Source organism: Aeromonas sp. 600948 (genome assembly GCF_049174875.1).
Classification (GTDB): Bacteria; Pseudomonadota; Gammaproteobacteria; order Enterobacterales; family Aeromonadaceae; genus Aeromonas; species Aeromonas veronii_A.
Map to the genome: position 1 here is coordinate 30,947 of NZ_JAAKTY010000006.1, position 24,921 is coordinate 55,867.

Consider the following 24,921-nt stretch of genomic DNA (forward strand, 5'->3'; position numbering starts at 1 on the left):
ACATAAACCCCTATTGATCCTACACCTTTAGTCCGCCGCCCGGCTGCCAAGCAGCTGCTCCAGCCCCTTGACGGTGAGCGGCCGACTGGTGAGATACCCTTGATAATGCTGGCATCCCAAGGTTTTGAGGATGGCCAGTTGCGCCTCCTCTTCCACCCCTTCGGCAGTGACGGTAAAGCGGAAGACCTGGGCCAGATCGAGGATAGCCTTGACGATAGCCCTGTCCTGTTCGCTGTGCACCAGGGTCTGAATGAAGCTTCTGTCCAGTTTCACCTCGTCGGCGGGCAGATCCCGCAGGTAAGCCAGCGACGAGTAGCCGGTGCCGAAGTCGTCGATGGAGATGAGGATGCCGAGCTCCTTGAGCTGGCGCATTCTGGCAATACTCTCCTGCCGATTCTCCAAGACTACCGATTCGGTTACCTCCAGCAGCAGGCGGGAAGGGGGCACACCGGTGTCGCGCAGAATGTACTCCACTTGTTGTACGAAGCCCTGGGTGTGGAACTGGCGGGCACTGACGTTGACCGACAGATGGGGGATCTGCAGGCCACGGTTGAGCCAGAAGCTGTACTGGGCGCAGGCGGTCTTCATCACCCAGTAGCCGATCTCGAGGATCAGGCTGGTCTCTTCGGCGATGGGAATAAACTCCCCGGGTGGCACCATGGTGCCGTCGCTGCGCTGCCAGCGCAGCAGCGCCTCGATACCCGACAGTGAACCATTGTCGACCCGGTATTGTGGTTGATAATGCAGCTGCAGCTCGTGATGACGCAGGGCATCGCGCAGCTCATTGGTAAGGGTCAGGCGGTTCTTCTCCTGCTGGGCCATTGCCTCGGTAAAGAAGACGTAGTGGCCCTGACCGGCCCGCTTGGCCATGTGGGTGGCGGTGTCGGCCTGTTGCATCAGGGTGAGGTGATCCATGCCGTTGCCGGCAAAGAGGCTGATCCCCACCGAAGCGCTGCAGTGCAGCTTGTGATCGCCGATGTCGAACGGGGTGCGAAACAGCCCCATCAGCTCGCGGGCGAAGTGCTCTGCCAAAATTTTGGCTGTGACTTCCCCTTGTCCGAGCTGGGTAAAGAGCAGGGCAAATTCATCCCCAGAGATGCGCGCTTGTACCAGATTGTCCTGGGGCAGCTCCCTGAAACGCTGCACCACGGCCTGCAGCAGCAGATCGCCGCAGGCGTGACCAAGGGAGTCGTTGATCGACTTGAAGTTGTCGAGATCCACCAGCAGCAGGGCGCCCCACTGGCCGTTGGAGGCGCTCAGGGTCTGCTGCAAAATATGGTTGAGGCTGCGTCGGTTGTGCAGGCCACAGAGATCGTCGTAATAGGCGAGCTGCTCGATGTGTCTGGCTGCTTCCTTCTCCCGGGTGATGTCGTAGAAGCTGCAGATAAAGTGGCTCAGTTCTCCCTGCTCATCCTTGACGCCGTTCACCATCAAGCGCACCGGAAAGAGGTGCCCATCCTTGTGCAGACAGCGCTCTTCCCCGAGCCAGAACGCCTGCTCGTTGACGGCGCGACTGACATCCTCCTTGAGGTGATCACCGAAGTAGGTGGGGCGCAGCTTGCGAATGGAGTGGCCGAGCACCTCTACCTCGCCAAAGCCGGTGATCCGGCTGAAGGAGTGGTTGACCTTGAGGATGATGCCGTTGTGATCCATCACGATCAGTCCATCGTGGGTATTGAAGGCCACTTCCGCCAGCCGCAGGGCGTCGTCGGCGGCGAGGCGTTGCAGCTCGATGGCGGCCCGCTCGTGCTGGCTGCTCAACAGATCCAGCAGGAGCTCGGGCTTTTTCAGCGGAGCGTCGAGCAGCAGGGTGATCTGCCCCATGACGGTACCGTGCTGGTCATGAAGCGGGATACCGATATAAATGTCGGCCTTGAGGGCCAGCAGCCGGGTTGCCTTGGGGTAACGCAGTGCCAGGTTTTCGACATAGATGGCCTGACCGTGCTGGAACAGCTCCAAAGCGGGACCTTGCTCTAGCTGGATGGGTTTGAGGGTGGAGAAGAGCTCCCCGTTAAATACGCAGCGGGGAATGATCCAGAGCTCCTGACCGCGGGGCTGGAACTCGCCGAGCCAGCCGGCGCGGGCACCACTAAGGCTCATGGCCCAGCGGATCAGCGTCTTGCAGTAACTCATACCGGTCAGTTGGCTTAGCTCGGCAGGCAAACTTGCTTCCCCCTCCTGCTCTTCGCACTGTGGTTGCCAGTGACCGAGCAGTTGGGCGCTGTTGCGCACCAGTTGCAACATCTCCTCGCTAAGGGGGGTGGGATCGAGATACTCCAGACTCAGCACCCCGAACAGCTTGTCCTGCTCCAGCAGGGCACCATCGAGGCGTGAGCGCACACCGGCACTGGTCAGATAGAGGTGATTGCTCAGCATTGGCTGGTGGGCCGCCTCCGAGAAACTCAACGCTTTGCGGGTGCGCAGGGCGCGGATATAGCGGCTGTCGCCGCGGATCGGATAAATGCTCTCTATGCCCAGGGTAAATACGGGGGTGAGCTGCTCGCTGCCGAGATCACCGTTGGCCTGATAGTGCCAGAGGATGAGCCGATCGGCCCCCAAACTCTCTTTAAGGGCCTCTAGCAGGGGCGCATACTGTTGCTGGCTCGCCATCTGGCTGAGGCGCGGCAGTTGCAATGCCAGATCGGCGATGGGCTCCTGGCGAAGGTTCTGCAGACAGATGAGCCAGAAGCCATCCTGCTCGTGGGCGAGGGCGATATGCCACAACTGGCTGGCAAAGCGCACGGTGATCTTGCCGCCATGGCCGTTGGCCAACAGTTGTTCGATGGGCAGGCGCAGGGCATCGGGCAGCTGGGCAGGCCAGGGGGCGCGCGGTTCGTCGAGCCAGTAGAGCGGGGTTTGCATCACGTCGGTCAGGGCGACCAGCCGTTGACTGCGCAGGTCCAGACGGAAAAAGAGCGGCGTCTGGAGGGCAGGAGGAAGATGACTGAGTGCGGTAGACGACATGAACAAACAACATCCTGTTAAGCAACCGTCGGGGTTGCAAGAATACTGCAAAATGGTGTGAAACAAAATTTCATTGAACTCTAAATTAGAAAAGCCTAATTTATTGCCCATTATCATGTATGAGGAGTCTTGCAGATGAAACGGATCCTGATTATCGGTGGTGTCGCGGGGGGCGCATCGGCGGCGGCTCGTGCTCGTCGTTTGAGTGAAGAGGCAGAGATCGTGATGTTCGAGCGGGGCGAGTTTGTCAGCTTCGCCAACTGCGGTCTGCCCTATCACATCGGGGGCGATATCCCCGACCGGGATGCCTTGCTGCTGCAGACTCCCCAGAGTTTCAAGCGCCGTTTCAACGTCGATGTGCGGGTCTTCCACGATGTGATTGAGATCGACAAGGCGGGCAAGACCTTGCTGGTGCGCAACCTGCAAACCGGTGAAGAGCAGCGCGAGCATTACGATGTGCTGCTGCTGAGCCCGGGGGCGGCGCCGATCCGTCCTCCCTTCCCCGGTATCGACAGCCCCCATGTCTATACCCTGCGCAACATCCCGGACATGGATCGCATTCTGGCGGCCCTGCATCACGATCAGCCACGCCACGTCACCGTGGTGGGCGGCGGCTTTATCGGGCTGGAGATGATGGAGGCGCTGCACCAGCGCAAGCTGGATGTCACATTGCTGGAGCTGGCCGATCAGGTGATGGCGCCGGTGGACAAGGAGATGGCCAACATGCTCCATGCCCGCATCCGGGAAGAGGGGATCGACCTTCGCCTGCGCACCGGCCTCACCGCCATCGAGAGTCTGGATCTGCCTGCCGAGAAGACCTCCGCCGTGCCGACCGCCAAAAGTGGTGGCCTGCGCCTGACCCTCAATGACGGTTCCCATCTTGATACCGGTCTTTTGATCCTCGCCATCGGCGTCAAGCCGGAAACCCTGCTCGCCGCCAAGGCAGGGCTGGAGCTGGGCCCACGCGGCGGCATCAAGGTCGATGCCGGGATGCGTACCTCGGATCCCTTCATCTACGCGGTGGGGGATGCGGTGGAAGAGATAGACTTCGTCACCGGCGAATCTGTGCTGATCCCGCTGGCGGGCCCGGCCAACCGGCAGGGGCGCATCGCCGCCGACAATATGCTGGGCCGAAGCGAAACCTACAAGAAGACGCAAGGGACCGCCATCTGCAAGCTGTTCGATCTGGCGGTGGCCAGCACCGGGCTCAACGAGAAGCGACTGGTGCAACTGGGATTGCCATTCGAGAAGGTTTATGTTCACCCGGGCAGCCACGCCGGTTACTACCCCGGCGCCCATCCGGTCAGCCTCAAGCTGCTGTTTGCCCCGGATGGCAAGATTTACGGTGCCCAGGCCATCGGCAAGGATGGCATCGACAAGCGCATCGACGTGCTGGCGGTGGCCCAGCGCGCCGGTCTCACCGTGTTTGACCTGCAGGATCTGGAGCTCACCTATGCGCCGCCGTTCGGCTCAGCCAAGGATGTGATCAACATGGCGGGCTTTGTGGCGAGCAACCACCTGAAGGGGGACACCCTACTCTGCCACGTGGCCGAGGTGCAGGCTCGTAACCCCCATCAGCTGGTGGTGGATGTGCGCAATGGCCCGGAGCTCGACAAGCTGGGCCGCATTCCGGGGGCGCTGCATATCCCCCTCGACGAGTTGCGTGGTCGCCTCCATGAGTTGCCCAAAGAGAAAGAGCTGCTTATCAGCTGTCAGGTCGGGCTGCGCGGCCATGTCGCCTGCCGCCTGCTGAGCCAGCACGGCTATAAAGTGAAGAATCTCTCCGGCGGCTTCAAAACCTGGCAGATGGCCACCGCCGAGTAACCGTTTTATTTCTGTGCCTGTTTGCCCCTCTCCCTTGTGCGTGCAAGATGAGGGGCTTTTTGTTTCTGCTTTTCGCCCTCCTTGCATTCCCCTCGTTGCTGCAATATTTCGACACACTTTATTTCCTGTGCCGGACAAAATTAACGTTTTGTTCAGGGGATGGGTGCTATAACCCCTGCCTCGTTCATGATGAACCGTGTAGTAGGGAGAGTGACATGCTGGATATGCTGATGGCCATTTGGCATCAGGATTTTGACGCCCTGGTTCAGATGCAGGCGGTACCCCTGCTGATCAGTTGCCTGATGCTGGTACTGCTGCTGGAGTCCGCATTCGTCTTTCTGCCCCTGCCGGGGGACAGCCTGGTACTGCTGGCCGGTGGGTTGGTGGGCATGGGGGTGTTTGGCCCCGAAGTGACCCTTCTCTATCTGCCGTTGGCTGCTGGCATAGGTTCCGTGCTCGCCTACTGGCAGGGACGGGCACTGCAGCGCACCCGCTTTATGGATCATATCGAGCGGATGTTGCCTCCCGACAGCTTGCCCAAGGCGACCCGGCTACTGAAAAAGTACGGTTTTCTGGCGATGTTCTCCTCCCGTTTTATCCCGTTCGTGCGGGTACTGACCCCCATGCTGATGGGGATTGGCCGCCTGAGCGTGCTGCGGATGTGCGTGGCCAGCTTTGCCAGTGCCTTTATGTGGGCGCTCTGCCTCAGTTTGGTGGGCAAGCTGGCGATGAATACCCCCTTCTTCCTCCACCACAGCGAACTGTTGACCCGGGCCCTGCTGATTACCTCGCTGGTGCTGTTTCTGGCGGCCGTCATGGCCATTCTGTTTCGCTGGTTCAAAGGCGGAGCAAAAAACGAGACCAGCCACGACTAGATGACAACCCTTGCCGCACGGAATCAGTGGGCAAGGGGGTTCTCGTGCAGTAGGGGCGCGGAATTGTGCCCATTCGGGTAATGAGCTTTGTGTCGGGTGAGCAGGATGCCTTATCCTGTTTCCAGCCACGCTGCGTTTGCAGCGCTCCAACTCGGGATGGAACCTATGCGCCTCTTCGACTCTCCCTCTGCTTTTCACCGCACTACCGCCGGAACCGGCGCTCTGCGCCGCTGCTGGTCGGCCCTGCTGCTTTGCGGGGTGGTCGGTTTGCTGTCTGGTTGCGGCCCTGACAAGCCTGCCAGCCAAATATCGACCACAGAATCCACAGCGCAGCAGGAGGCCGGGGCGCCAACTTCTGTAGTGCAGGCCAATGCCCGCCAATATCGCGATGCGCCAGCACTGGCGCTGGTCTTCTCCGGCCCCTTGGTGCCCAAGCCCAATTGGCAGAGCTGGCTCGGGGTCAGTGAAGGTGGCAAGCAGGTGCAGGGGGAGTGGATCCTCGCCGACGATGGTCGCACTCTCTATTTCCCGAACGTCCAGCCCGACAAGAGCTATGAAGTGAGCCTCAAGGCGGGGTTGGGCCCATCCCCCCAGAGTTGGACCCTCAAGACCCGGCCGCTGGAGGCGGGAGCCTCCTTTACCGCCAGTGGCATGGTATTGCCGCTGCGCCAAGAGCTGCGCCTGCCCATCAGCGCGGTCAATGTGGATGAGGTCAATATCGACTTCTTTCGGGTCGATGCCGAATACCTGCCCCGTTTTCTGGCCGAGTATCGCCCCGGTGCCGGCATGGGCAACTGGGAGCTCGAGCAGATCACCAAGCGGGCCAAGCGGGTGTTCAGCGGCCGCTATGCGCTGGAGCTTGATGCCAACCGGCGCGAGACCCGCCTCATCAATGTGAAGGAGCCGCAGCTGGCTGAGGCTGGCGTCTACTTTGCGGTGATGTCCCCCCTTGGCAACTACGACTGGCGCAAGGAGACCACCTATTTTGCGGTGAGCGACATGGGGCTCAGTGCCCGCCGTTACCGCGATCAGCTGGAGGTGTTCGTCAGCTCCCTGGCCAGCGCCGACCCGCTCAAGGATGTGCAGCTCTCCCTGCTCGACGAGAAGGGTAACCGGCTGCAGGTGCAAACCACCGATCCGCAGGGCCATCGTCGCTTCGATCAGGTGCAGGGGGCCCGCTTGCTGCTGGCCGAACAGGGCAACCATCTGGCGGTGCTGCGCCTCGATGGGGCGGCGCTCGATCTCTCCACCTTCGATCTCGGCACCCAGCCCTGGCAGGCCCAGCAGCTCTATCTGTTCAGCGGGCGCGATCTCTATCGTCCCGGCGAGCGGCTCGACAGCGAGATCCTGCTCAAGGGCCAAGATGGTCAGCTGTTGCCGGGGATGGCGGTGGAGCTGGAGGTGAAACAGCCGGACGGCCAGCTGCTCGAACAGAAACGGCTGCTACCGGACAATTTGGGCGCGGCCCACTACGGTCTGCGTTTGCCGGACGATGCGCCGCTCGGGCGCTGGACCATCAACCTCAAGACCGCCGCTGGTAGTCGCTTCGAGTGGCCCTTTTTGGTGGAGGAGTTTTTGCCGGAGCGGCTCAAACTGCAGCTCGGCAAGGGGCCGGATGGTGAAGTAACGGATCTGGACGCCGCCCTGACTATGCCACTGCAGGGGGACTATCTCTACGGTGCGCCTGCGAGCGCCACCAAGGCGAAGGCGGAGGTAAAAATCAGCCGCGCCACCATGCCCTTTACCCAGTGGCAGGAGTTCACGCTGGGTGACGTGCTGCTCGCCGAGCAGGCCAAGGATCTCGAGGCGCGCAGTCTCACCCTCAATGCACAGGGGCAGGGGACCTTCTCGCTGGCTGATGAGCTCGACGGGGTGCGCGCCCTCGGGCCGCTGGAGGTGGCCTATCGGGTGTCGCTCGCCGAGCCCGGTGGCCGCGCCGTCAATCGCAGCCGCACTCAGTATGGCTGGCCTGCGGGCAGCCAGTGGCCGGCACTCAAGGCCGACTTCGTGGCCGATCGTGTGGAAGGGGGCAAGCCTCTGCCCTTCCAGATCCTCAACCTCGATGAGCAAGGCCAACCGGTGGCGGGGGCGGTGAAGGTGCGCCTTATCAACGAGTACCGCGACTACTACTGGCACTACGCCGATGGCGAGGGGTGGAAGTACGAGTTCAACAGCCAGCCTTATCTGGAGCAGGAGCAGACCCTGCAGCTGGATGGCAAGGGGCCGACCCCCCTAAGCTTGCAACTCGCCGCGGGCTGGTATCGATTGGAGGTGGAGAACAGTCAGGGCCATCAATCGAGCCTGCGGGTGGAGATCGGCAGTTACGCCTGGGGCGGCGGTGGCGAGCAGGCGCGGCCTGACAAGATTGCCATCACCCTCGACAAGCGCGCCTATCAGGCGGGCGACAAGGCCAAAGTGACGCTGGTGGCCCCGCGCCCCGGCAAGGGGTTGTTGCTGGTGGAAGGTGGCGACGGCCTACGCTGGTGGCAGCGTATCGAGCTCAAGGGGGCCGGCGGTGATGCCAAGGATGCCCGCGGCGAGTTCGAGATCCCGGTCAGTCCCGAGTGGCAGCGCCATGACTTGCATATCTCGGCCCAGATCGCCGCACCAGACAGCGCCTCCAAACCGGTCAGCAGCCAGCAGGGGCAGAGCCTGCGCTCGGTCGGTCTGGTGCCGCTCACCCTGGATCGGGAAGCGCGCCGTCTGCCGCTCACCCTGAGCGCACCTGATAAAGCGGTGCCGCTTACCCGGCTGGAAGTGACCGCAACCTCCACCCCCAATAGCCAAGGCCGTGTGGTGCTGGCGGCGGTGGATCGGGGCGTGCTCAATATCAGCGATTATCAACCCCTCGACCCGTTCGAGATCTTCTTTGGCCGCAAGCGCTTCGCCCAAGATTTGTTCGACAACTACGGCCAGGTGATCCCGCCGCAGGATGGCAAGCTGGCCCGCCTCAACTACGGGGGCGATCGGGCGCCGCTGAAAAAGGGTGGCGCGCTGGAGAGCCGGGTCGAGATAGCCGCACTGTGGAGCGGCGAGGTGAGTTTTGACCAGCAGGGTAAAGCGGTGATCCCGCTCGAACTGCCCAACTTCAACGGCGAGCTGGCACTGATGGCGCTGGCCTGGAATGAGCAGCAAGTCGGTGAGGCCGAGCGCGCCGTCAAGGTGGTGGCGCCCTTGGTGGCCGAGATTGGCTGGCCGCGCTTTGGCGCCAGAGGCGATGAGACCCGGGCGCTGGTGCAGCTGCGCAACATGAGCGGCGAGGATCAGTCCCTCTCCCTTGTCTGGACCCTCAACGGTGGGCTCAAGGCAAACGGCGAGCTGCCCCGCACCCTTGCCCTTAAAAACGGCGAAGAGCAGTGGTTGACCCTGCCGCTCACCGTGACCGGGGCGAGCGGCGTGGCGAGCCTGCAGTTGGCGGCCAGCGGCAAGGATTTTGCCATCAGCCGCGACTGGACTTTGCCGCTGCGTTCCCCCTGGCCTGCCGAGACTCGCCAGCGCTATCAGATGCTGTCCCTCGGCCAACAGATGAGCTTTGCGCCAGCTGAGCTGGTCGGGCTGGATCGCGCCAACCTGCAGGGGCTGCTCAGCCTCTCCGGTACTCCCCCCTGGGATCCGGCTGCCCAGTGGCAGGCGCTGGCCGATTACCCCTATGCCTGTCTGGAGCAGACCTTGTCCCGTGCCTGGCCCTACTTGCTGACCACGGCCGATGAGCGGGCCGCTTGGCGCAAACCCGCAGAGGGCAAGAAAGCGGCGAGCGAGGCGGATGTGCAGCGCGCCCTGCTGCAACGGCTGCAGCGGTTGCAACTGCCAAGCGGTGGCTTTGGCCTCTGGGATGGTCGCTCCGACGAGGAGCAGTGGCTCACCGCCTATGCCGCTGACTATCTGCTGGCCCGCAAGGAGGCGGGCGACGCCGTGCCGGAGGCGATGCTCAATCAGGCGCTGAACCGGTTGCAAAGCTATCTCACCGACAGCCAGTATGGCGAGCGCTGGAGCAGTGCCCCCGAGCACAGCCGGCTGGCCTATCAGGCCTACAGCGCCTATGTGCTGGCCCGGGTGGGCAAGGCGCCGCTCGCTACCTTGCGCCTTATCTGGGAGCAGCAGGCTGATCACGCTCGCTCCGGTTTGCCGCTCTTGCACCTCTCGCTGGCGCTCTCGGCCATGGGGGATGAGCAGAACGCCGCCAAGGCCCTCAGCCGGGCATTGGCGACCGAGCGTGGTGACGACTATCTCGGGGATTACGGTTCGCCGCTGCGTGACCAAGCCCTTGAGCTCTCCTTGCTGCGCCAGCACAAGCTGGCTGTGGAGCGCTGGCCAGCCCTCAGTGCCAAGGTGGCAGATACCCTGGCCCATCGTCAGTGGCTCAGCACTCAGGAGCGGCTCGCCCTGCTGCGACTAGCCCGCTTCGATCCGGCCGTCGACTGGCAGGCCAAGGTAACTTCCTCTCTTGGCAGTGGATCCCTGAGCGGTTCGGCTCCGTTGCAGCAGGGTGCCCCCGAGGCACTGGCCGCGAGCACCGTCACCAACGAGGGCAAGGGATCCCTCTATGTGCAGCGCACTCTGGTAGGTTACCCCGAACAGGCTCCGGCACGGATCAGCAAGGGGATGAGCGTGACCCGCAGCTGGTTCAATAGCGACGGTCAGCCGTTTGATCCCGCCAAGGTGAAGGTGGGTGATCTGGTGGTGGTGCGGCTCAACGTCAGCAGTGAATCGGCGGTGCCCGATGCCCTGCTGGTAGAGATGGTGCCCGCCGGCTTCGAGCTGGAGAACCTGGCCCTTGGCAACAGCATCAAGCTGGAAGATCTCTCCATCGAGGGGAAACCGGCGTGGCAGAGCGAGTGGAACGACTATCTCAAGCATCAGGAGTTTCGCGATGACCGCTACATGGCAGCGCTGGATCTGAGCGAGGGGAGCAACCAGCAACTGGTTTACCTGATGCGGGCGGTGACGCCGGGTCGCTATCAGGTGCCGCCGACCCAGGTGGAGGATATGTACCGCCCCGAGCTGCGGGCTGTGGGTGAGGATATCCATGAGGTGATCATCTCTGAGTAACATTCCCTCCCTTGAGCGGGTTCGCCCGCTCACTTTCTGGCAGCGTGGCTGGCTGAAATTAGTTCGCACTGGCCGCGCTGGCTGGCGCTGGCTTGGGCGCCTGCCACGCTGGCTGTGTTTCTCGGTGCTGGGCGTTGTAGCACTGCTGCTGTCATTGCTGGCGCTGGATAGACTCTTCCCGCCGCCACCGCTCGACCCTGCCTACGCACGGGTGGTGCTCGACATGAAGGGGCGACCGCTGCGTGCCTTTGCCGATACCAGCGGCGTGTGGCGTTACCCCGTTACCCTGGAGCAGGTCTCCCCGCGCTATATCGAGGCGTTGCTGGGTTACGAGGATCGCTACTTCTGGAGTCATCCCGGGGTTAATCCGGTGGCCATGGTGCGCGGGGTCTGGCAGTGGCTGCGCTACGGGCGTGCCGTGTCGGGCGGCTCGACCCTCACCATGCAGGTGGCGCGCCTTATCGAGCCCTACCACCGGAGCGTGCCCGGCAAGCTGCGCCAGATGGCCCGTGCGCTGCAACTGGAGTGGCACTACGACAAGCGCACCCTGCTCACCGTCTACCTCAACCGGGCGCCGTTTGGCGGCAACCTGGAGGGGGTGCAGGCGGCAAGTTTTGCCTATCTCGGTAAGAGTGCGGCCAAGCTGACCTATGCCGAGGCGGCGCTGTTGGCGGTGCTGCCACAGGCTCCCAGCCGCAACCGGCCGGACCGTCATCCCGAGCGGGCCCGCGCCGCCCGTGACAAGGTAATGCAGCGGCTGGTGGCTCAGGGTGTCTGGCCCGAGCCGGTGTGGTTGGAGGGACGTATCGAGCCGGTGCTGGCCCGCGGTCACTTCACGCCGATGGAGGCGCCGCTCTTTGCCCGTCTCGCCGCCGACCATCAGGCCGGGGCGCTGGTGCACACCACCATTGATGGCGATCTGCAGCGCTGGTTGGAGGGGCGGGTGGCGAGCTACATTCGCCGCTTCCCCGAGCAGACCTCAGCGTCGTTGCTCTTGGTAGATAACAAAACCATGGCGGTGCGCGCTTATGTGGGCAGCGCCGAGTATGGCAATTTGCGCCGCCACGGTTATCTCGACATGGTGCAGGCAATCCGCTCTCCCGGCTCCACCCTCAAGCCCTTCATCTACGGTCTGGCGATGGACGAAGGGTTGGTGCATTCGGCCTCCCTGCTCTCCGATGCGCCAAGGCTGGGCTCGGACTACCGCCCCGCCAACTTTTCCGGCGCCTTTCAGGGGCCGGTGACCCTTGCGCAGGCGCTGCAGCAATCCCTCAACGTGCCGGCGGTGCAGGTGCTGGAGGCGCTTGGGGCCGACAAACTGGTCAGCCGCCTCGACAACGCCGGGGTGAGGCTGGCGCTCTCCGACAAACCCAATCCGGCCATCGCGCTGGGGGCGGCGGGTATTCGGCTCGAGCAGCTTGTCGCGCTCTACAGCTCGCTCACTCGACAGGGGCAGGTGGCCATGCCGGTCTGGCTGGCGGGGCAGCAGGCGGTGTCGCGCCCCTTGTTGAGCCCGGGAGCGGCCTGGATCATCTGGCAGATCCTGAGCGCGCAGGGGCGGGCTGATCAGCCCTTTGCCAGTGAGGCGACCGGCCGGGTCAATCGACTGGCCTGGAAGACCGGCACCAGCTATGGCTATCGCGACAGCTGGGCGATGGGGGTTTCTGGTCGCTGGACCATCGGCGTATGGCTTGGTCGCCCCGACGGTACCCCCATGCCCGGTTTTTACGGGCAGAGCGCGGCGGTGCCGCTGCTGCTCTCTGTCTATTCGCGGCTCTCGGACAACAGCCCCTTGCCGGCACAACCCAACACGGTGAGCGAAGCAGAGATCTGCTGGCCGCTGGGGCGCAAAATGAGCTCGACCCTGCCTGAAGCCTGTTTGCAGCGCCAGAGCGCCTGGTTGCTGGAAGGGCGCGATCCTCCCACCTTGCCGGATCCCATGGACTGGCCCTCGCCGCTGCGTCAGGTCGCACTGACCGCCGCGGGCAAGCCGACCTTGGCCCGCTGCCAAGATGCGGCGCAATCCGGTTTTCGGGCACTCTGGCCTTTGTCGTTGGAGCCGTGGCGGTCCCCCGGCGAGCGACGGCAGGCGCTGCTGGCCAGCGGTTGTGCAGGGGAGGGGCAGAGCGCCGAGCTGCAGGCCCCCATTCGCATCGTGGCGCTGGGGGAGGGCAACCTTATCCGCAGTCAGCGCTACCGGTTGCAGCCCAAGGTGCTGGGCGGTGTCGGCAAGCCGGCCTGGTTTCTCAATGGTCAGCGGCTGCGCTGGGATGGCGATCAGGTGCTGAGTGTGGCGGGGCGCTATCAGCTGGTGGTGGTCGATGAAGCGGGCAACAGCGATCGCATCGAGTTTCGCGTGGTGCATCCTGACAGTGATGCCGGCACCATCACCCGTTGATCGTTTTGCCGACAGCCATTGAGGTGAATGTAATTAACTATTTGAAATGCATCAATATTTGATTGGATGAATTAATTTGTGAATAATTACGAATTCATTCAAATCCAATCGGGAGTTCTCTTTTGCTGCGTGTTCTGTGTCCCTTGCTGGTGCTGATGAGTTCGGGTTGTGCCACAACCAATCATGGTGATCACCATGTTTCTCCTGAACGTACCGGGTTCTATTCACCTTTCGAACCTGCTTCCGAGAGTTTTGCGCGTTGCTATCAGAAACAGTTTGCCTGTACCCCTTCCAATATCCGCCGTGACAGGGCGATGGAGGCGCGCAGGCAGGCGCAAGAGCGGGCTAATCACCGGGGTGATGATTGGTAGGCCGCAGAAAACGAGAGGGGTTGGCAGATGCCAACCCCTTTTTCATTCCGCCAATTCAGCCCGGTTGGCGCAGATGACCGAGCCGGGTGAAGAAGTGCTGGCTCTTGCGTTGGTGAAAGTGGCTCTTCTTGATGGGATGGAAGATAAGGTTGCTTTCGGGATGGCTCGCTTTTAACTGGTGGAGCATGGCTACGGCGGGCAGGCTGGTGCTGACCAGGGTGGTGAGTGGCATGCTGAGGGTCTCGGGCCCCAGCAGTTGATTGAGCCCTTGCTGAGCCTGCTCAAAGCGGGTCAGGGCCGCCGGGTCGGCATAGCCGCTACCCAGCATGGCGAGCAGGTTGTCGATGGCCAGATGAAATTCGGCCAGCTGTTGGCGAAAGCCGCTGCGCCCGCGCAGGGCAATCAGCTCTGCAAACGAAATGTCGGCCAGGTGAGTGGGCACTTGCAAAGGGATCTCGAGGTGGAAGCAATCCTGACCACCGCGATTGTGGTAGCGGGATTCGAGCAGGTGGAGCAGGCGGTCGAGATAGTCGTGATCGGTAATAAGCGCCCCGTCATTGGCGAGTGCCCACTCACGGGCGAGACGCATGGAGAGCAGATTGGCAAAGCGCCGCGCCATTCTGATCCCCCCCTCATCCCGGGTCGCAAATCCGTGAGTAAGGCAAAAGCCGTGCAGCCGCTCCAGCCCCGCCTGATCCGGGCAGAAGCAGTCGTGGTTGGCGCCCTGGCGCCAGCGGCCAATCAGCTCCTTGTTGCCAAACACCTTGTGGCGTATGAAATCGGGGGCCACCAGGCCACTGATCTGGCTCTCCAACTGTGGAGTGATGGCGGCAAAGAAGGCGGCATCGGGCCGCTCGGCCAGCAGATCGGTCTGCTGTTGCAGGGTATCGAGCAGGGTGGTGAGGCCACTTTTTTCACTGACGGTGAAGACGAAGGCGAGCCGCTCCAGATAGAGCAGGGCAAATTTGAGCCAGAGCTCGTCGCGTACCTCCATGCCGGGGTAGTAGATATAGGTCTTCATCGGATCAGTCTGTTGTCAAAAATCTGGCGAGGCGCAGGGTCGGGAATATACGCAAGATTGGCGCTGCACGGCAAACACTGCGTGGGGTAATGTGAGCAAACGCTCATCCAGTAGGCGCTGGCCACAAAGTTCTGATATAATTCGCGCCCTTAAATCAAGGTCACCCGAGTCATTACCATGAAGTTCATTATCAAGCTGTTCCCGGAAATCACCATCAAGAGCAAGTCGGTTCGCCAGCGCTTTATCAAGATCCTGCAGGGCAATATCCGCAATGTCCTGCGCCGCTTCGACGACGATGCCCGCGTACGGATGGATTGGGACAAGCTGATCGTGAGCTCCCGCAATGACCAGTTCCGCGAGCAGGCAATCGAAGCCCTGGCCTGCATTCCCGGCATTCAGGCCTTCCTCGAGGTACAAGCCAGCAAGTTTACCGATCTGCACGACATCTTCGAGCAGGTGAAAGCCGTGTGGGGCGACCAGCTCAAGGGCAAAACCTTCTGCGTGCGCGCCAAGCGCCACGGCAAGCACGAGTTTTCCTCTCTCGAGATTGAGCGCTATGTGGGCGGTGGACTGAACCAGCACTGCGAAAGCAATGGTGTGCGCCTCAAGAACCCGGATGTGAAGATCAACCTCGAGATCGACGGCGAAGAGCTCTTTATTGTCAGCGCCATCCATCAGGGCTTGAGCGGCATGCCCATCGCGACCCAGGAAGATGTGCTGAGCCTGCTCTCCGGCGGTTTTGACTCCGGCGTGGCATCGTTCCAGTTCATCAAGCGCGGCTGCCGCGTGCACTACTGCTTCTTCAATCTGGGCGGTGCTGCCCACGAAATCGGCGTCAAGCAGGTGGCCTACCACCTGTGGAACCGTTTCGGCTCCTCCCACCGGGTACGTTTCACCGCTGTGGACTTCGAGCCGGTGGTTGCCGAGATCCTCGAGAAGATCGACAACGGTCAGATGGGCGTGGTGCTCAAGCGGATGATGATGCGTGCTGCCGCCAAGGTGGCCGATGAGTTCCAGATCCCGGCGCTGGTGACCGGCGAGTGTGTGGGTCAGGTATCCAGCCAGACTCTCACCAACCTGAACGTGATCGACCGGGTCACCGACAAGGTGATCCTGCGCCCGCTTATCACTTGGGACAAGCCGGATATCATCAGTGAAGCCCGCCGCATCGGCACCCTGGAGTTCGCCGAGACCATGCCGGAGTATTGTGGGGTCATCTCCAAAAAGCCGACTGTGAAGGCCGAGCTCTCCCGCATTGAAGAGGAAGAGGCCAATTTTGACTTCTCCATTCTGGACAAGGTGGTCTCCGAGGCCCGTTACCTCGATATCCGTCGTATCGGTGAAGAGACTGCTGCTGAAGTGCAAGAGGTGGAAACCACCCAGGTGCTGGGCGCTGACGAGGTGATCCTGGATATCCGCTCTGCCGACGAACACGACGAGAAGCCGCTGGTGGTGGAAGGTCGTGAAGTACTGCATATCCCCTTCTTCAAGCTGGCCACCGCCTTTGGCGATCTGCCCAAAGAGAAGACCTACCTGCTCTACTGCGATCGCGGCGTGATGAGCAAGCTGCAGGCGCTTTACCTGAAAGAGAAAGGCTTTGCCAACGTCAAAGTTTACCGTCCGTAATTTGACGCTCAATCTCCCATAAAAAATCCGGCCAATGTGCCGGATTTTTGTTTTATAGCTCGGAGCTTGGATTTATGGACAGGGAACGGGAGTGAAGGAGTGCTCCCCCAGGCAACGCCAACCCATTTCCGCTCCCCTCATTTGCCAAAGGTTATCGCTGCGATAGAGAGTCAGGATATAGAGCATGTCGTTCTTGCTGCCATCGAGGGCAACCGAGAGTACCAGATCATTATCCAGTTGCTGTGCATGGATGCGACTGGGGATGTCGCTATGACCGACAAAACGAAGTGCTACCTCACGGTAGTCATTGACCCATTTCTGATGTAGCTCGTTCGCCTGACGTATCTGCTGGTTGAACTGCTGCACTGGCGCCGATGCCAGTCGTCCAAAAACGGCTTGTGCTTCGGCATGTGCTGCTGTCACGTTCGCAAGGAGGAGAGTGGTAAGCATACCGATTTTGTGCATGAGAATATCCGGCTAACAACGACTGCTTCTATGACAACAGAAAAGCCCATTTGGTTCAACGCACAACCCACAGAGCCATATTCCACTGCGGGTGTGCTTTCAGTTGCGTTGCAGCGAGAAGGTTGGTAGCGACAGGTGCCAGTAGATAGCAGCTACCCGCAAACCGAACACGGCTGTCATACAGATGAGCATGGCGGTTACTCTGTCCATGTTCGCCTCCAGTGCCAGGGTGTAGAGGATTCCGCCCAAAATGCAGGCTGTTGCATAGATCTCTTTTTGCAACACCATAGGCACTTCCCTAGCCAGTACATCACGGATCATGCCGCCTGCTACCCCTGTCATGGTCCCCATCAGCACAGCGATCAGTCCCGGGGTACCGAAGTTGAGGGCTTTTTGCGCCCCAATCACCGTAAAGAGGGCCAACCCGAAGGCATCCGCGACGGGCAGTACATACCAGGGCATTCTGCGGGGCAGTTTGACCATCCACATCCCGATCAGCGCCGTTGCAATGACCACCCAGATATAGAGAGGATCGCGAACCCAGAACACCGGGGTTGCTCCCAGGATCATGTCGCGGATGGTACCACCGCCGATGGCGGTGACTGCCGCCAACACCATGACGCCAAATCCGTCCATTCTGAGCCGGCCCGCCACCAGAACCCCTGAAAACGCGAATACCGCAGTACCAAACATATCGCTGATGTAAACAATCTGCTCAACCAGTGTCTGCATGGAAAACAACTCACGCCAAATTGTTGATGGGGCTGCGATTTTAGGGGCTGGAGAGCCCAATCGCCAACTGTGCTCGACAAAATTGAGAGTCGACACCGCTTTTTTCTCGCATCATGGACAAGGAGGGGCTCGAGTGTGCCTGTTTACCTCCTTGTTGGAGGAGGGGCGCGATGAGTTTCTGCCACGTTTTAGTGGGCGTTTTTTTCCTTAAGTTTATCCCCGACCTGTCGATATATAGGGTAAGCGGCGTTAACGTGATGAAGCGTTGAAAAAAATGCTAAAGACATCGAAAAACGGGCCGTTAAATAAGACGCATCGGGCACAGAAAATAATAAAGCCAGAGCAAATAGAAGAGTAAATTTAATAGCTTAGGAGAATAGTCATGGGCCTTTATATCAACACTAACGTTTCATCACTCAACGCTCAGCGTAACCTGATGAACACGACCAAATCACTGGATACATCCTACACTCGACTGGCATCCGGTCTGCGTATCAACAGCGCCAAAGACGATGCCGCCGGCCTGCAAATTGCCAACCGTTTGACCTCCCAGATCAACGGTCTGGATCAAGGTAACCGTAATGCCAATGACGGTATCTCTGTTGCCCAAACTGCCGAAGGGGCAATGGATGAAATTACCTCCATGCTGCAACGGATGCGTACGCTGGCTCAACAGTCAGCCAACGGTTCCAATAACACTGATGACCGTACTGCGCTGCAGCAAGAGTATACCCAGTTGATGACTGAAATTGACCGGGTAGCCAAAGATACCACGTTTGGTGGTCAGAACCTGCTTAATGGCGGCTATGTGGGCACCTTCCAGGTGGGGGCAGACGCAGGGCAGACCATCACCTTCCGGATGACGACCGCCTTTACTATCTCGGGCATGGCCTCTGCCACCAGTGGTAGTGCGACAGTGGCAACCACGACCTCGGGCGAGCCGTATAACATCACGAAGACAGCAGGAACGCCGGTCACATCTACCAGTATGTCGACCATTACAGCTGCAAGCTCGGCCCAGTCGGCTATGGCCAACCTGGATTACATGATAAAGGTGGTGGACAGCAAGCGTGCTGAACTGGGGGCGGTACAAAACCGGTTTGACTCGACCATTCGCAACCAGGCGAACGTCTCCGAAAACGTTAGTGCTGCACGCTCACGTATCCGTGATGCAGACTTCGCCACCGAGACTGCAAACCTGACCAAGCAGAATATCTTGCAACAGGCCGCATCAACCATACTGGCCCAGGCGAACCAGCGCCCCCAGTCAGCTCTTTCGCTGCTGCAAGGCTAACAAAAGAAAACAGGGCGGTTGTTCAGGCCGCCCTGGTCAAGAGATGGAACAAAGGGGTGTTCGGTTCGCACTCTGTTCTATCGGGAGAGATATAATTCTCTACTAGTAATGCCAAGTGTTGTCCAGCTGTTCAGTTCTGTCACGCTTGGTCATATTCTCCTGAGCATATGCTCATCTTTAGGCCGGTTTACCGGCCTCTTTTTATTGTGTCGTCAAATCGACGTCACTCTACCCAACTTAAGCACAAATCGTGCCACAAAAATAATCCTGTCACACCATCCTGCAACCCCTCTATTACGTCTTGCACTATGTTTGCCATCTCGCTTTCCTTGCCATGTACCGGAGAAAAATTGCCGCGTTAGGCAACAATTTTCCTAAAGCTTGCCTCTGCACTGCCGTTAAACAAGGTGAAGCAATCGAGGGGTGTTCGGAATCCAACGTTTGCACTACTGCGGGTGACCTGTCCGTTCAAACAGACACCCGCCAGAAGACTCAGGCTCGTTCAACCTGTTCTTCTAACGGTGGGACGCCGCTTTGACGGCGCAACCCGCAGTCGCATGTTCTTCGGGAGAATATTTTATGGCCATGTATATCAACACGAATACTTCATCACTGAACGCCCAGCGTAACCTGATGAATACCAACAAGTCTCTGGATACCTCTTACACCAGACTGGCATCGGGACTTCGTATCAACACTGCCAAAGATGATGCTGCCGGTTTGCAGATCTCCAACCGTTTGACTTCCCAGATCAACGGTTTGGATCAAGGTAACCGCAACGCCAACGATGGTATCTCGGTTGCTCAAACGGCTGAAGGGGCCATGGATGAAGTGACCAGTATGCTGCAGCGTATGCGCACGCTGGCACAGCAATCTGCTAACGGTTCCAACAACACCGATGACCGTACTGCATTGCAGCAAGAGTTTGACCAACTGACTACAGAGATCAACCGTATCTCCAACGACACCACTTTCGGTGGCCAGAAGCTGCTGGATGGCAACTACAAGGGGTCGTTCCAGGTGGGGGCGGATGCTGGTCAGACTATCACCTTCAAGATGACTTCCGCCTTTACCATCAGTGGGATTGCGGCATCAACCAAGGGAAGCGCGACCGTTGCTACCAGTGCCTCTGGCGAGCCCTATACCGTGACCAAGGGAACATCTGCAGTAACCTCTACCAGCGTCAGCAGCATCAGCTCTGCCAGTGCTGCCCAGCTGGCCATGGCCAACCTTGATTTCATGATCAAGGCTGTGGACAGCAAACGGGCAGAGCTGGGTGCGGTGCAGAACCGGTTTGACTCCACCATTCGCAACCAGTCCAACGTCTCTGAAAACCTGAGCGCAGCACGTTCCCGTATCCGTGACGCAGACTTTGCGACCGAGACAGCCAACCTGACCAAGCAGAACATTCTGCAACAGGCTGCTTCCAGCATCCTGGCTCAAGCCAACCAAAGACCGCAATCAGCCCTGTCCCTGCTGGGTTAACAGGCTGTGATGAGATAAAAAAGGAGCGACGATATGGCCAATGAAATTGGAATTCCGTCATCGGTCACTCCTTCTTCTCTTCAGTCAAGTAGCAAGAGCGGCCAGTCGGCCGCTCAAGTGCTATCTGGCACAGCAGAAGAGCAGCGGGGGACGGCAAAGGACATGGAAAAGCAACAGGTGCTGCCTGAGCAGGAGAGGGCTGGCAAGCCGAAGATTTCAGACAAGGAAATTGAGAAAGGGGTACAAAACTTGCAAGAGTTCAGTCAGTTGCAAGGATGGACCGTCAATTTCAGTGTTGAAAAGGAACTAGAGCAGGTTGTTATCAAGGTAATGGATGCCGATACCAAATCAATGATCCGTCAGATACCAAGCGAAGAGTTGCTGGCTATCAGCAAACGAATCCAGGCTCTGCGCGAAGGTGATGTGATTGGCGGTGGCTCTCGAGTCGGGTTATTGCTTGATAAAGAGATTTAATAGTTACGTTTGCGAGGAGAGTGAGTATGGCCACAATTACGTCTGCTGGTGCGGGCTCTGGACTGGACTTGGAGTCTGTCATTGCTGCAAGTGTTGATGCCAAGAAGGCGCAGCTGTTGCAGCCAATTACCACCAAAAAGACCAACGCCCAGATCACTCTCTCAGGGGTAGGCCAGCTGAAGTCAGCGATCGCGACTTTTGTCACCACTCTGCAGGCTATGTCAAAGGATGATGCGTTTAACAAACGTGCGATAAACATCACCCAGGATAAAGATAATCCGGTTCTCAAGGTGGAGAGCAAGAGTGGCGCTTCCAACGGGCAATATGACATCAGTGTCGAAAAATTGGCGAAGACCAGCAAATTTGAAGGTAGTTTCGCCTCTTCGACCACGCCCATGATCACTCAAGATGGCACCCTGACATTCAAGGCAGGTGACAAGACCTTTGATGTGGATGTTAAAGCAGGGGATTCACTCCAGTCCATTCGCAAGCGGATCAACAATGATAGTGACAACTTTGGTCTTAGCGTCAATATCATGAATACCTCCGATGGCAAGGCGGCCCTTGTGATTGACTCCGGTGTCAGTGGAACAGGTAAAGATCTGCAGATAACCGGCAGTACACCTGAACTGACTGACAATTTCATCTCCAAGCTGACCCAGAAGCAACAAGCCCGTGATGCCGAGATAAGCGTGGATGGCAATAAATTGACCAGTGCGACCAACACCTTTGATGGCACCATTGTGGGTCTCAAGATTACGGTGTTGAAAGAGTCGGAGAGCACCACTACCACGAACCCGAGTGATGGTACCGTGACGACCACTTACAAGCCAAACAGAGTGGATGTGACGACAGACAAGGCTGGCATCAAGACCATGGTGCAGAGCTTCATCGATGGCTATAACGCTCTGGTGAAGAAGAGCACCGATCTGGGCAAACGCAGCTCTATCGTGGCCGGTGTCAGCCAGAATGATGGTGGAGCCCTGGCGGGGGATGCGACGACCAAGGCTGTGACCAACCTGATGAGTGGCACCGTCACCGAGCCTTCTAACAACTCTTCGACCTTCTCTACCATCTTTCAGTTGGGGGTCAAGATGGACAACAAGGGAGTGCTCTCACTTGATTCGACGAAATTCGATGAAGCGGTCGAGAAGAACTTCGACCAGGTAGTGGCTGTATTTGGTGGCAAGGACGGTGTTGCTGGCAAGTTGGCCAGCCAGCTTGAGACCTACTCCAAGACAGGGGGACTGCTTGCCAAGCGGGAAGAGACACTCAATTCTGATCTGCGTGATGTCAACCGCAAACAAGCAGATGTCGCGGCGCAGCTCACCAAGTATGAAGAGACGTTGAGGGCACGCTACGGCAGTCTGGATACCTTGCTGGCCAAGATGAACAAATCTGCCTCCTATCTCAACCTGCTCAATACCAACAACAAAACCAGTTAATTTGTAGTCAGGAGCTGAGTCTCGTATGTATCGAAAAACGATCAAGGCCTATACAACCCAGAGTTTGCAGTCTGAGCTGGCAGTGGCGGATCCCTATCGCGTGATCCAGTTATTGATGCAAGGGTGTCTCGAACGTCTCGCTCAGGCTCGCGGTGCAGTCGAGCGTCGCGATTTCGAGGGTAAGTCCCAATCTATCTCCAAGACGCTGGCCATTATCAATGGTCTGCAAGATTCACTTGATCTCTCTTATGGCAAGGTCCCCGAAGACCTGTTCGCACTTTATGACTATATGAAAGTGCGCATGATGGATGCCAGCCGTGACATGGATGTAGGCGCCATTGATGAAGTGATGAACCTGATGCTGACGGTCAAGAGCGGTTGGGATGCCATCCCTGTCGATGAGCGAGACAAGGCGCTGGCACAGCAAAAGGTAGGCAGACCGGCATGAATGAGGTCAATAGTACTTCTGTGTCTGCCTTGATGAGACAGGGCGAGCAGTTGCAGTCTCTACTGGTGCAAGGTGAGCTGGTTGCAGCAGAACAGCTGGCTGAACTTTATCTGCATGCTCTGGAAGAGGTATTCGGGTCACTGCCTTGGGGAGAGACTCTCAATGTGGAACAGCGGCAGGCACTGATGCAGTTCCAGCTTATTTATGATTGGGTGGGTCAGGAAAAGCAGCAGGCTGAAGCACAATTACGACAATTCTCCCAGGCCGGACGTGCATCCGGTCTTTACAAGCTGAATGCAGGTTAGTCTGACATGGATATCCATCACAAGATTCATGATGTAGAAAGTGAACTGGCACGCCTGGCTCTGCAAAAGCAGCAGGAGGCCGCCATGCTGGAAGTACTCCCCGTTCGTTATGAACTCAATATGGCTGCGTTTGCCAAATACATGCCCGCCATTCATGACTTTTTCAAGGAGTACCAGCCTGCCAGGCCTTTTCGTTTCTTCTGTAATGAAAACGGCGTTCCCAATATTCTGTGGCTCGACGAGGGTATCTCGCTTTATGGGGATGATCCATTTAGCGAGGTTCAGTCGCAGATTTCCGAGGTCATTGAACACAGTGTCTTGCAGTGCATCGATTTTGTGCCCCAGTGGTATATCGATGGCCAAATCCATATCAAATACAACAATGAAATCTCCAAATTAAAAGAGAAGTCAGCTCTGGAAGGGTTGCGTCTAAAGGCAGCATTACATACCGATATTCCTCTGGCACTGATGTATGGCATTGGTTTGGGCTACCAGCTCGGTTGCTTGTATGAACAGTGCAAGATCAAGAATCTGTTTGCTTTCGAGCCTGATCTTGACATGTTTTACGCCTCGCTCTTCTGTTTTGATTGGCATCAGCTGCTCGCCTACATGGAGGAGGAGTCGATCAGTCTGCACCTCTTTATCGGTGTTGACGAGCGATTGCTGGTCGCTGACATGATGGAGGCGCTGCATCGCAAGGGGGCATTCTGGTCGGCAAGCTATTTCTCGTTCTGTCATTACCATTCCCCCAAGCTGCACGCCTTGATAACACAGGTGGAAAGGGAGTTCTATCTGCTCAAAACGGGGTGGGGGTTCTTTGATGACAACATCTATGCACTTGCCCATAGCCACACCCATCTGCAAGACGGCACCCCCTTTCTGAAACGGTGGCGCGATAGCCGTGCCTTCGAGCAGATCCCTGTCTTTGTGGTTGGCAATGGCCCCTCGCTGGATCAGAGCATCGAGTTCATCCGGCAGCATCAGCAGCAGGCAATCATTATCGCCTGCGGTACTGCGGTCAGTGCACTCTACAAAGCTGGCGTAAAACCGGATATCTACGTTGCAGTAGAGCGCACCAAGAGCTCAGCCGATTTTCTGAGCATTCTCAATGCCGATGACTTTATCAAGGACACCGTGTTTCTGAGCGTTGATGTCATTCACCCTGAATGCAAGCGCTTCTTTCGTAAAACAGGGTTGGCGTTCAAGCCCAACGAGCCGATGTTCTCCATGCTGATTAGCGCGTTTGGTCAGGCATTTGAGTACGATACCATTGAATTTTCCAACCCGTTCGTCGGCAATACCGGCCTCAATTATGCGGCCTTGCTTGGTTTCAAGCAGGTGTATTTGTTTGGTATCGACAATGGCTATAAAACAGCCGGACAGCATCACTCCAGCCTGAGTCTCTATTACAACGACAAGCAAGAGGCGAAATACGAGGAAAATTTAAAGGATACTTTCCCGGCACCGGGTAACTTTGGCGACGAAGTGCGTATCAATCATCTGTTTGGGCTAGCCATTCACAATATGGCCAGTGTATTGCGTGATTATCCCGAGATGCAGTGCGTCAACAGTAGTGACGGCGCTTATATAGAAGGGGCAATCCCTCGTCGTGTTGAATCGTTGCAACCTGAATGGCCGGTACTCGACAAAATCCCGCTCATGGATGAAGTGATGGCCACTTGTTTCCAGTCCTTTGACATGAGCAGCGTTGATTTCGCTGCTGCATTGCAGGTGCCGCTGTTCGTTGAGCTGGTAGACAAGTTGCGCGATGACTGGCGCCAGGTAGCCTGTGAACACAATGCGGTATTGGCCATGATGCAACGCCATCACGACTATCTGCTCTATCTGCTGATGAGCCGCGAATCACATCTCTATCGTGTGTTGATTGGTTCAATTAACTATTTCTACGCCAATATCATCAGCCTAATGATGGCGCAGGTGACAGCAGAACCCGAGGTGCTGGCGGGCAAGATAAAAGAGGCGCAGGCAATTCTGGAGTTATTCTTCGAGGATAGCAAAGTGATGTATGCCGATGCGTTCGATGGCCATGATACCACCTATTTTACCGGCCTGGATGTGTTCAAGCGCTAGTCCTTGAATCGGATGGGGATGACTCTGTTCATCTCCATTCCCTAACAGTATGAT

The 24,921-nt window shown here is 58.3% G+C and carries 16 protein-coding genes; 12 read left to right on the plus strand and 4 right to left on the minus strand.

The genetic code is table 11. From position 1 onward, the window contains the following. Positions 1-27 precede the first annotated feature (27 nt). Positions 28-2,964 (minus strand): sensor domain-containing phosphodiesterase, encoded by a 2,937-nt coding sequence (locus G5182_RS06980; RefSeq protein WP_227340802.1) that lies wholly within the window; start codon positions 2,962-2,964, stop codon positions 28-30. Positions 2,965-3,099: 135 nt separating this feature from the next. Between G5182_RS06980 and G5182_RS06985 the strand changes: the two genes are divergently transcribed. From G5182_RS06985 to pbpC, 4 genes are all read left to right on the plus strand, one after another. Further along, positions 3,100-4,788: an FAD-dependent oxidoreductase gene (locus G5182_RS06985; RefSeq protein WP_227340801.1), complete on the plus strand. Its 1,689-nt coding sequence runs from the start codon at positions 3,100-3,102 to the stop codon at positions 4,786-4,788. Between the two features lie 215 nt (positions 4,789-5,003). Continuing rightward, positions 5,004-5,663 carry a DedA family protein gene (locus tag G5182_RS06990; RefSeq protein WP_043819426.1) on the plus strand — a complete coding sequence of 220 codons (660 nt, stop codon included), beginning with the start codon at positions 5,004-5,006 and terminating at the stop codon, positions 5,661-5,663. Positions 5,664-5,828: 165 nt separating this feature from the next. Next, the gene (locus tag G5182_RS06995) at positions 5,829-10,712 is read left to right on the plus strand and encodes an alpha-2-macroglobulin family protein (RefSeq protein WP_227340800.1); all 4,884 of its coding nucleotides are present in this window, start codon (positions 5,829-5,831) and stop codon (positions 10,710-10,712) included. 52 nt (positions 10,713-10,764) lie between these two features. Then, a complete protein-coding gene (gene pbpC / locus G5182_RS07000; protein ID WP_421254316.1) occupies positions 10,765-13,110 on the plus strand; it encodes a penicillin-binding protein 1C in 2,346 nt (781 codons plus the stop codon). 426 nt (positions 13,111-13,536) lie between these two features. Here the strand turns inward: pbpC and G5182_RS07005 are convergent, their stop codons facing one another. Then, positions 13,537-14,502, minus strand: coding sequence for a hypothetical protein (locus tag G5182_RS07005; protein ID WP_227340799.1), 966 nt, complete (start codon positions 14,500-14,502; stop codon positions 13,537-13,539). A 177-nt stretch (positions 14,503-14,679) separates the two neighbouring features. Here G5182_RS07005 and thiI point away from each other — a divergent pair, with 177 nt between their 5' ends. Beyond that, on the plus strand, positions 14,680-16,128 hold the full coding sequence (gene thiI / locus G5182_RS07010; protein WP_042053185.1) for a tRNA uracil 4-sulfurtransferase ThiI: 1,449 nt from the start codon (positions 14,680-14,682) through the stop codon (positions 16,126-16,128). A gap of 72 nt (positions 16,129-16,200) precedes the next feature. Here thiI and G5182_RS07015 read toward each other — a convergent pair whose 3' ends face one another. Both G5182_RS07015 and G5182_RS07020 read right to left on the minus strand, forming a co-directional pair. After that, positions 16,201-16,593: a hypothetical protein gene (locus G5182_RS07015; RefSeq protein WP_042053183.1), complete on the minus strand. Its 393-nt coding sequence runs from the start codon at positions 16,591-16,593 to the stop codon at positions 16,201-16,203. A 99-nt stretch (positions 16,594-16,692) separates the two neighbouring features. Then, positions 16,693-17,325, minus strand: coding sequence for a trimeric intracellular cation channel family protein (locus G5182_RS07020; RefSeq protein WP_129503709.1), 633 nt, complete (start codon positions 17,323-17,325; stop codon positions 16,693-16,695). A 382-nt stretch (positions 17,326-17,707) separates the two neighbouring features. Here G5182_RS07020 and flaA point away from each other — a divergent pair, with 382 nt between their 5' ends. From flaA to G5182_RS07055, 7 genes are all read left to right on the plus strand, one after another. Beyond that, positions 17,708-18,619 (plus strand): flagellin A, encoded by a 912-nt coding sequence (gene flaA, locus G5182_RS07025; protein WP_129503710.1) that lies wholly within the window; start codon positions 17,708-17,710, stop codon positions 18,617-18,619. 579 nt (positions 18,620-19,198) lie between these two features. Next, positions 19,199-20,104 (plus strand): flagellin B, encoded by a 906-nt coding sequence (flaB, locus tag G5182_RS07030; protein ID WP_129503711.1) that lies wholly within the window; start codon positions 19,199-19,201, stop codon positions 20,102-20,104. Between the two features lie 33 nt (positions 20,105-20,137). Then, positions 20,138-20,578, plus strand: coding sequence for a flagellar protein FlaG (locus tag G5182_RS07035; protein WP_227340798.1), 441 nt, complete (start codon positions 20,138-20,140; stop codon positions 20,576-20,578). 26 nt (positions 20,579-20,604) lie between these two features. After that, positions 20,605-22,023 carry a flagellar filament capping protein FliD gene (fliD, locus tag G5182_RS07040; RefSeq protein ID WP_216954022.1) on the plus strand — a complete coding sequence of 473 codons (1,419 nt, stop codon included), beginning with the start codon at positions 20,605-20,607 and terminating at the stop codon, positions 22,021-22,023. A gap of 25 nt (positions 22,024-22,048) precedes the next feature. Then, positions 22,049-22,471 (plus strand): flagellar export chaperone FliS, encoded by a 423-nt coding sequence (gene fliS, locus G5182_RS07045; protein WP_005346697.1) that lies wholly within the window; start codon positions 22,049-22,051, stop codon positions 22,469-22,471. After that, positions 22,468-22,776: a hypothetical protein gene (locus G5182_RS07050; protein WP_129503714.1), complete on the plus strand. Its 309-nt coding sequence runs from the start codon at positions 22,468-22,470 to the stop codon at positions 22,774-22,776. Before fliS ends, G5182_RS07050 begins: the two co-directional genes overlap by 4 nt. A gap of 6 nt (positions 22,777-22,782) precedes the next feature. Continuing rightward, on the plus strand, positions 22,783-24,867 hold the full coding sequence (locus G5182_RS07055; protein ID WP_227340797.1) for a 6-hydroxymethylpterin diphosphokinase MptE-like protein: 2,085 nt from the start codon (positions 22,783-22,785) through the stop codon (positions 24,865-24,867). Positions 24,868-24,921: the final 54 nt, after the last annotated feature.

Bases quoted from the DNA above. Each gene is read 5' to 3' on its own strand.
- G5182_RS06995 (WP_227340800.1), top strand. From the start codon at position 5,829: ATGCGCCTCTTCGACTCTCCCTCTGCTTTTCACCGCACTACCGCCGGA.
- fliD (WP_216954022.1), top strand. From the start codon at position 20,605: ATGGCCACAATTACGTCTGCTGGTGCGGGCTCTGGACTGGACTTGGAG.
- G5182_RS07020 (WP_129503709.1), bottom strand. From the start codon at position 17,325: ATGCAGACACTGGTTGAGCAGATTGTTTACATCAGCGATATGTTTGGT.
- flaA (WP_129503710.1), top strand. From the start codon at position 17,708: ATGGGCCTTTATATCAACACTAACGTTTCATCACTCAACGCTCAGCGT.
- G5182_RS07015 (WP_042053183.1), bottom strand. From the start codon at position 16,593: ATGCACAAAATCGGTATGCTTACCACTCTCCTCCTTGCGAACGTGACA.
- G5182_RS06980 (WP_227340802.1), bottom strand. From the start codon at position 2,964: ATGTCGTCTACCGCACTCAGTCATCTTCCTCCTGCCCTCCAGACGCCG.
- G5182_RS06990 (WP_043819426.1), top strand. From the start codon at position 5,004: ATGCTGGATATGCTGATGGCCATTTGGCATCAGGATTTTGACGCCCTG.
- fliS (WP_005346697.1), top strand. From the start codon at position 22,049: ATGTATCGAAAAACGATCAAGGCCTATACAACCCAGAGTTTGCAGTCT.
- G5182_RS07035 (WP_227340798.1), top strand. From the start codon at position 20,138: ATGGCCAATGAAATTGGAATTCCGTCATCGGTCACTCCTTCTTCTCTT.
- G5182_RS06985 (WP_227340801.1), top strand. From the start codon at position 3,100: ATGAAACGGATCCTGATTATCGGTGGTGTCGCGGGGGGCGCATCGGCG.
- G5182_RS07050 (WP_129503714.1), top strand. From the start codon at position 22,468: ATGAATGAGGTCAATAGTACTTCTGTGTCTGCCTTGATGAGACAGGGC.
- G5182_RS07005 (WP_227340799.1), bottom strand. From the start codon at position 14,502: ATGAAGACCTATATCTACTACCCCGGCATGGAGGTACGCGACGAGCTC.
- flaB (WP_129503711.1), top strand. From the start codon at position 19,199: ATGGCCATGTATATCAACACGAATACTTCATCACTGAACGCCCAGCGT.
- G5182_RS07055 (WP_227340797.1), top strand. From the start codon at position 22,783: ATGGATATCCATCACAAGATTCATGATGTAGAAAGTGAACTGGCACGC.
- thiI (WP_042053185.1), top strand. From the start codon at position 14,680: ATGAAGTTCATTATCAAGCTGTTCCCGGAAATCACCATCAAGAGCAAG.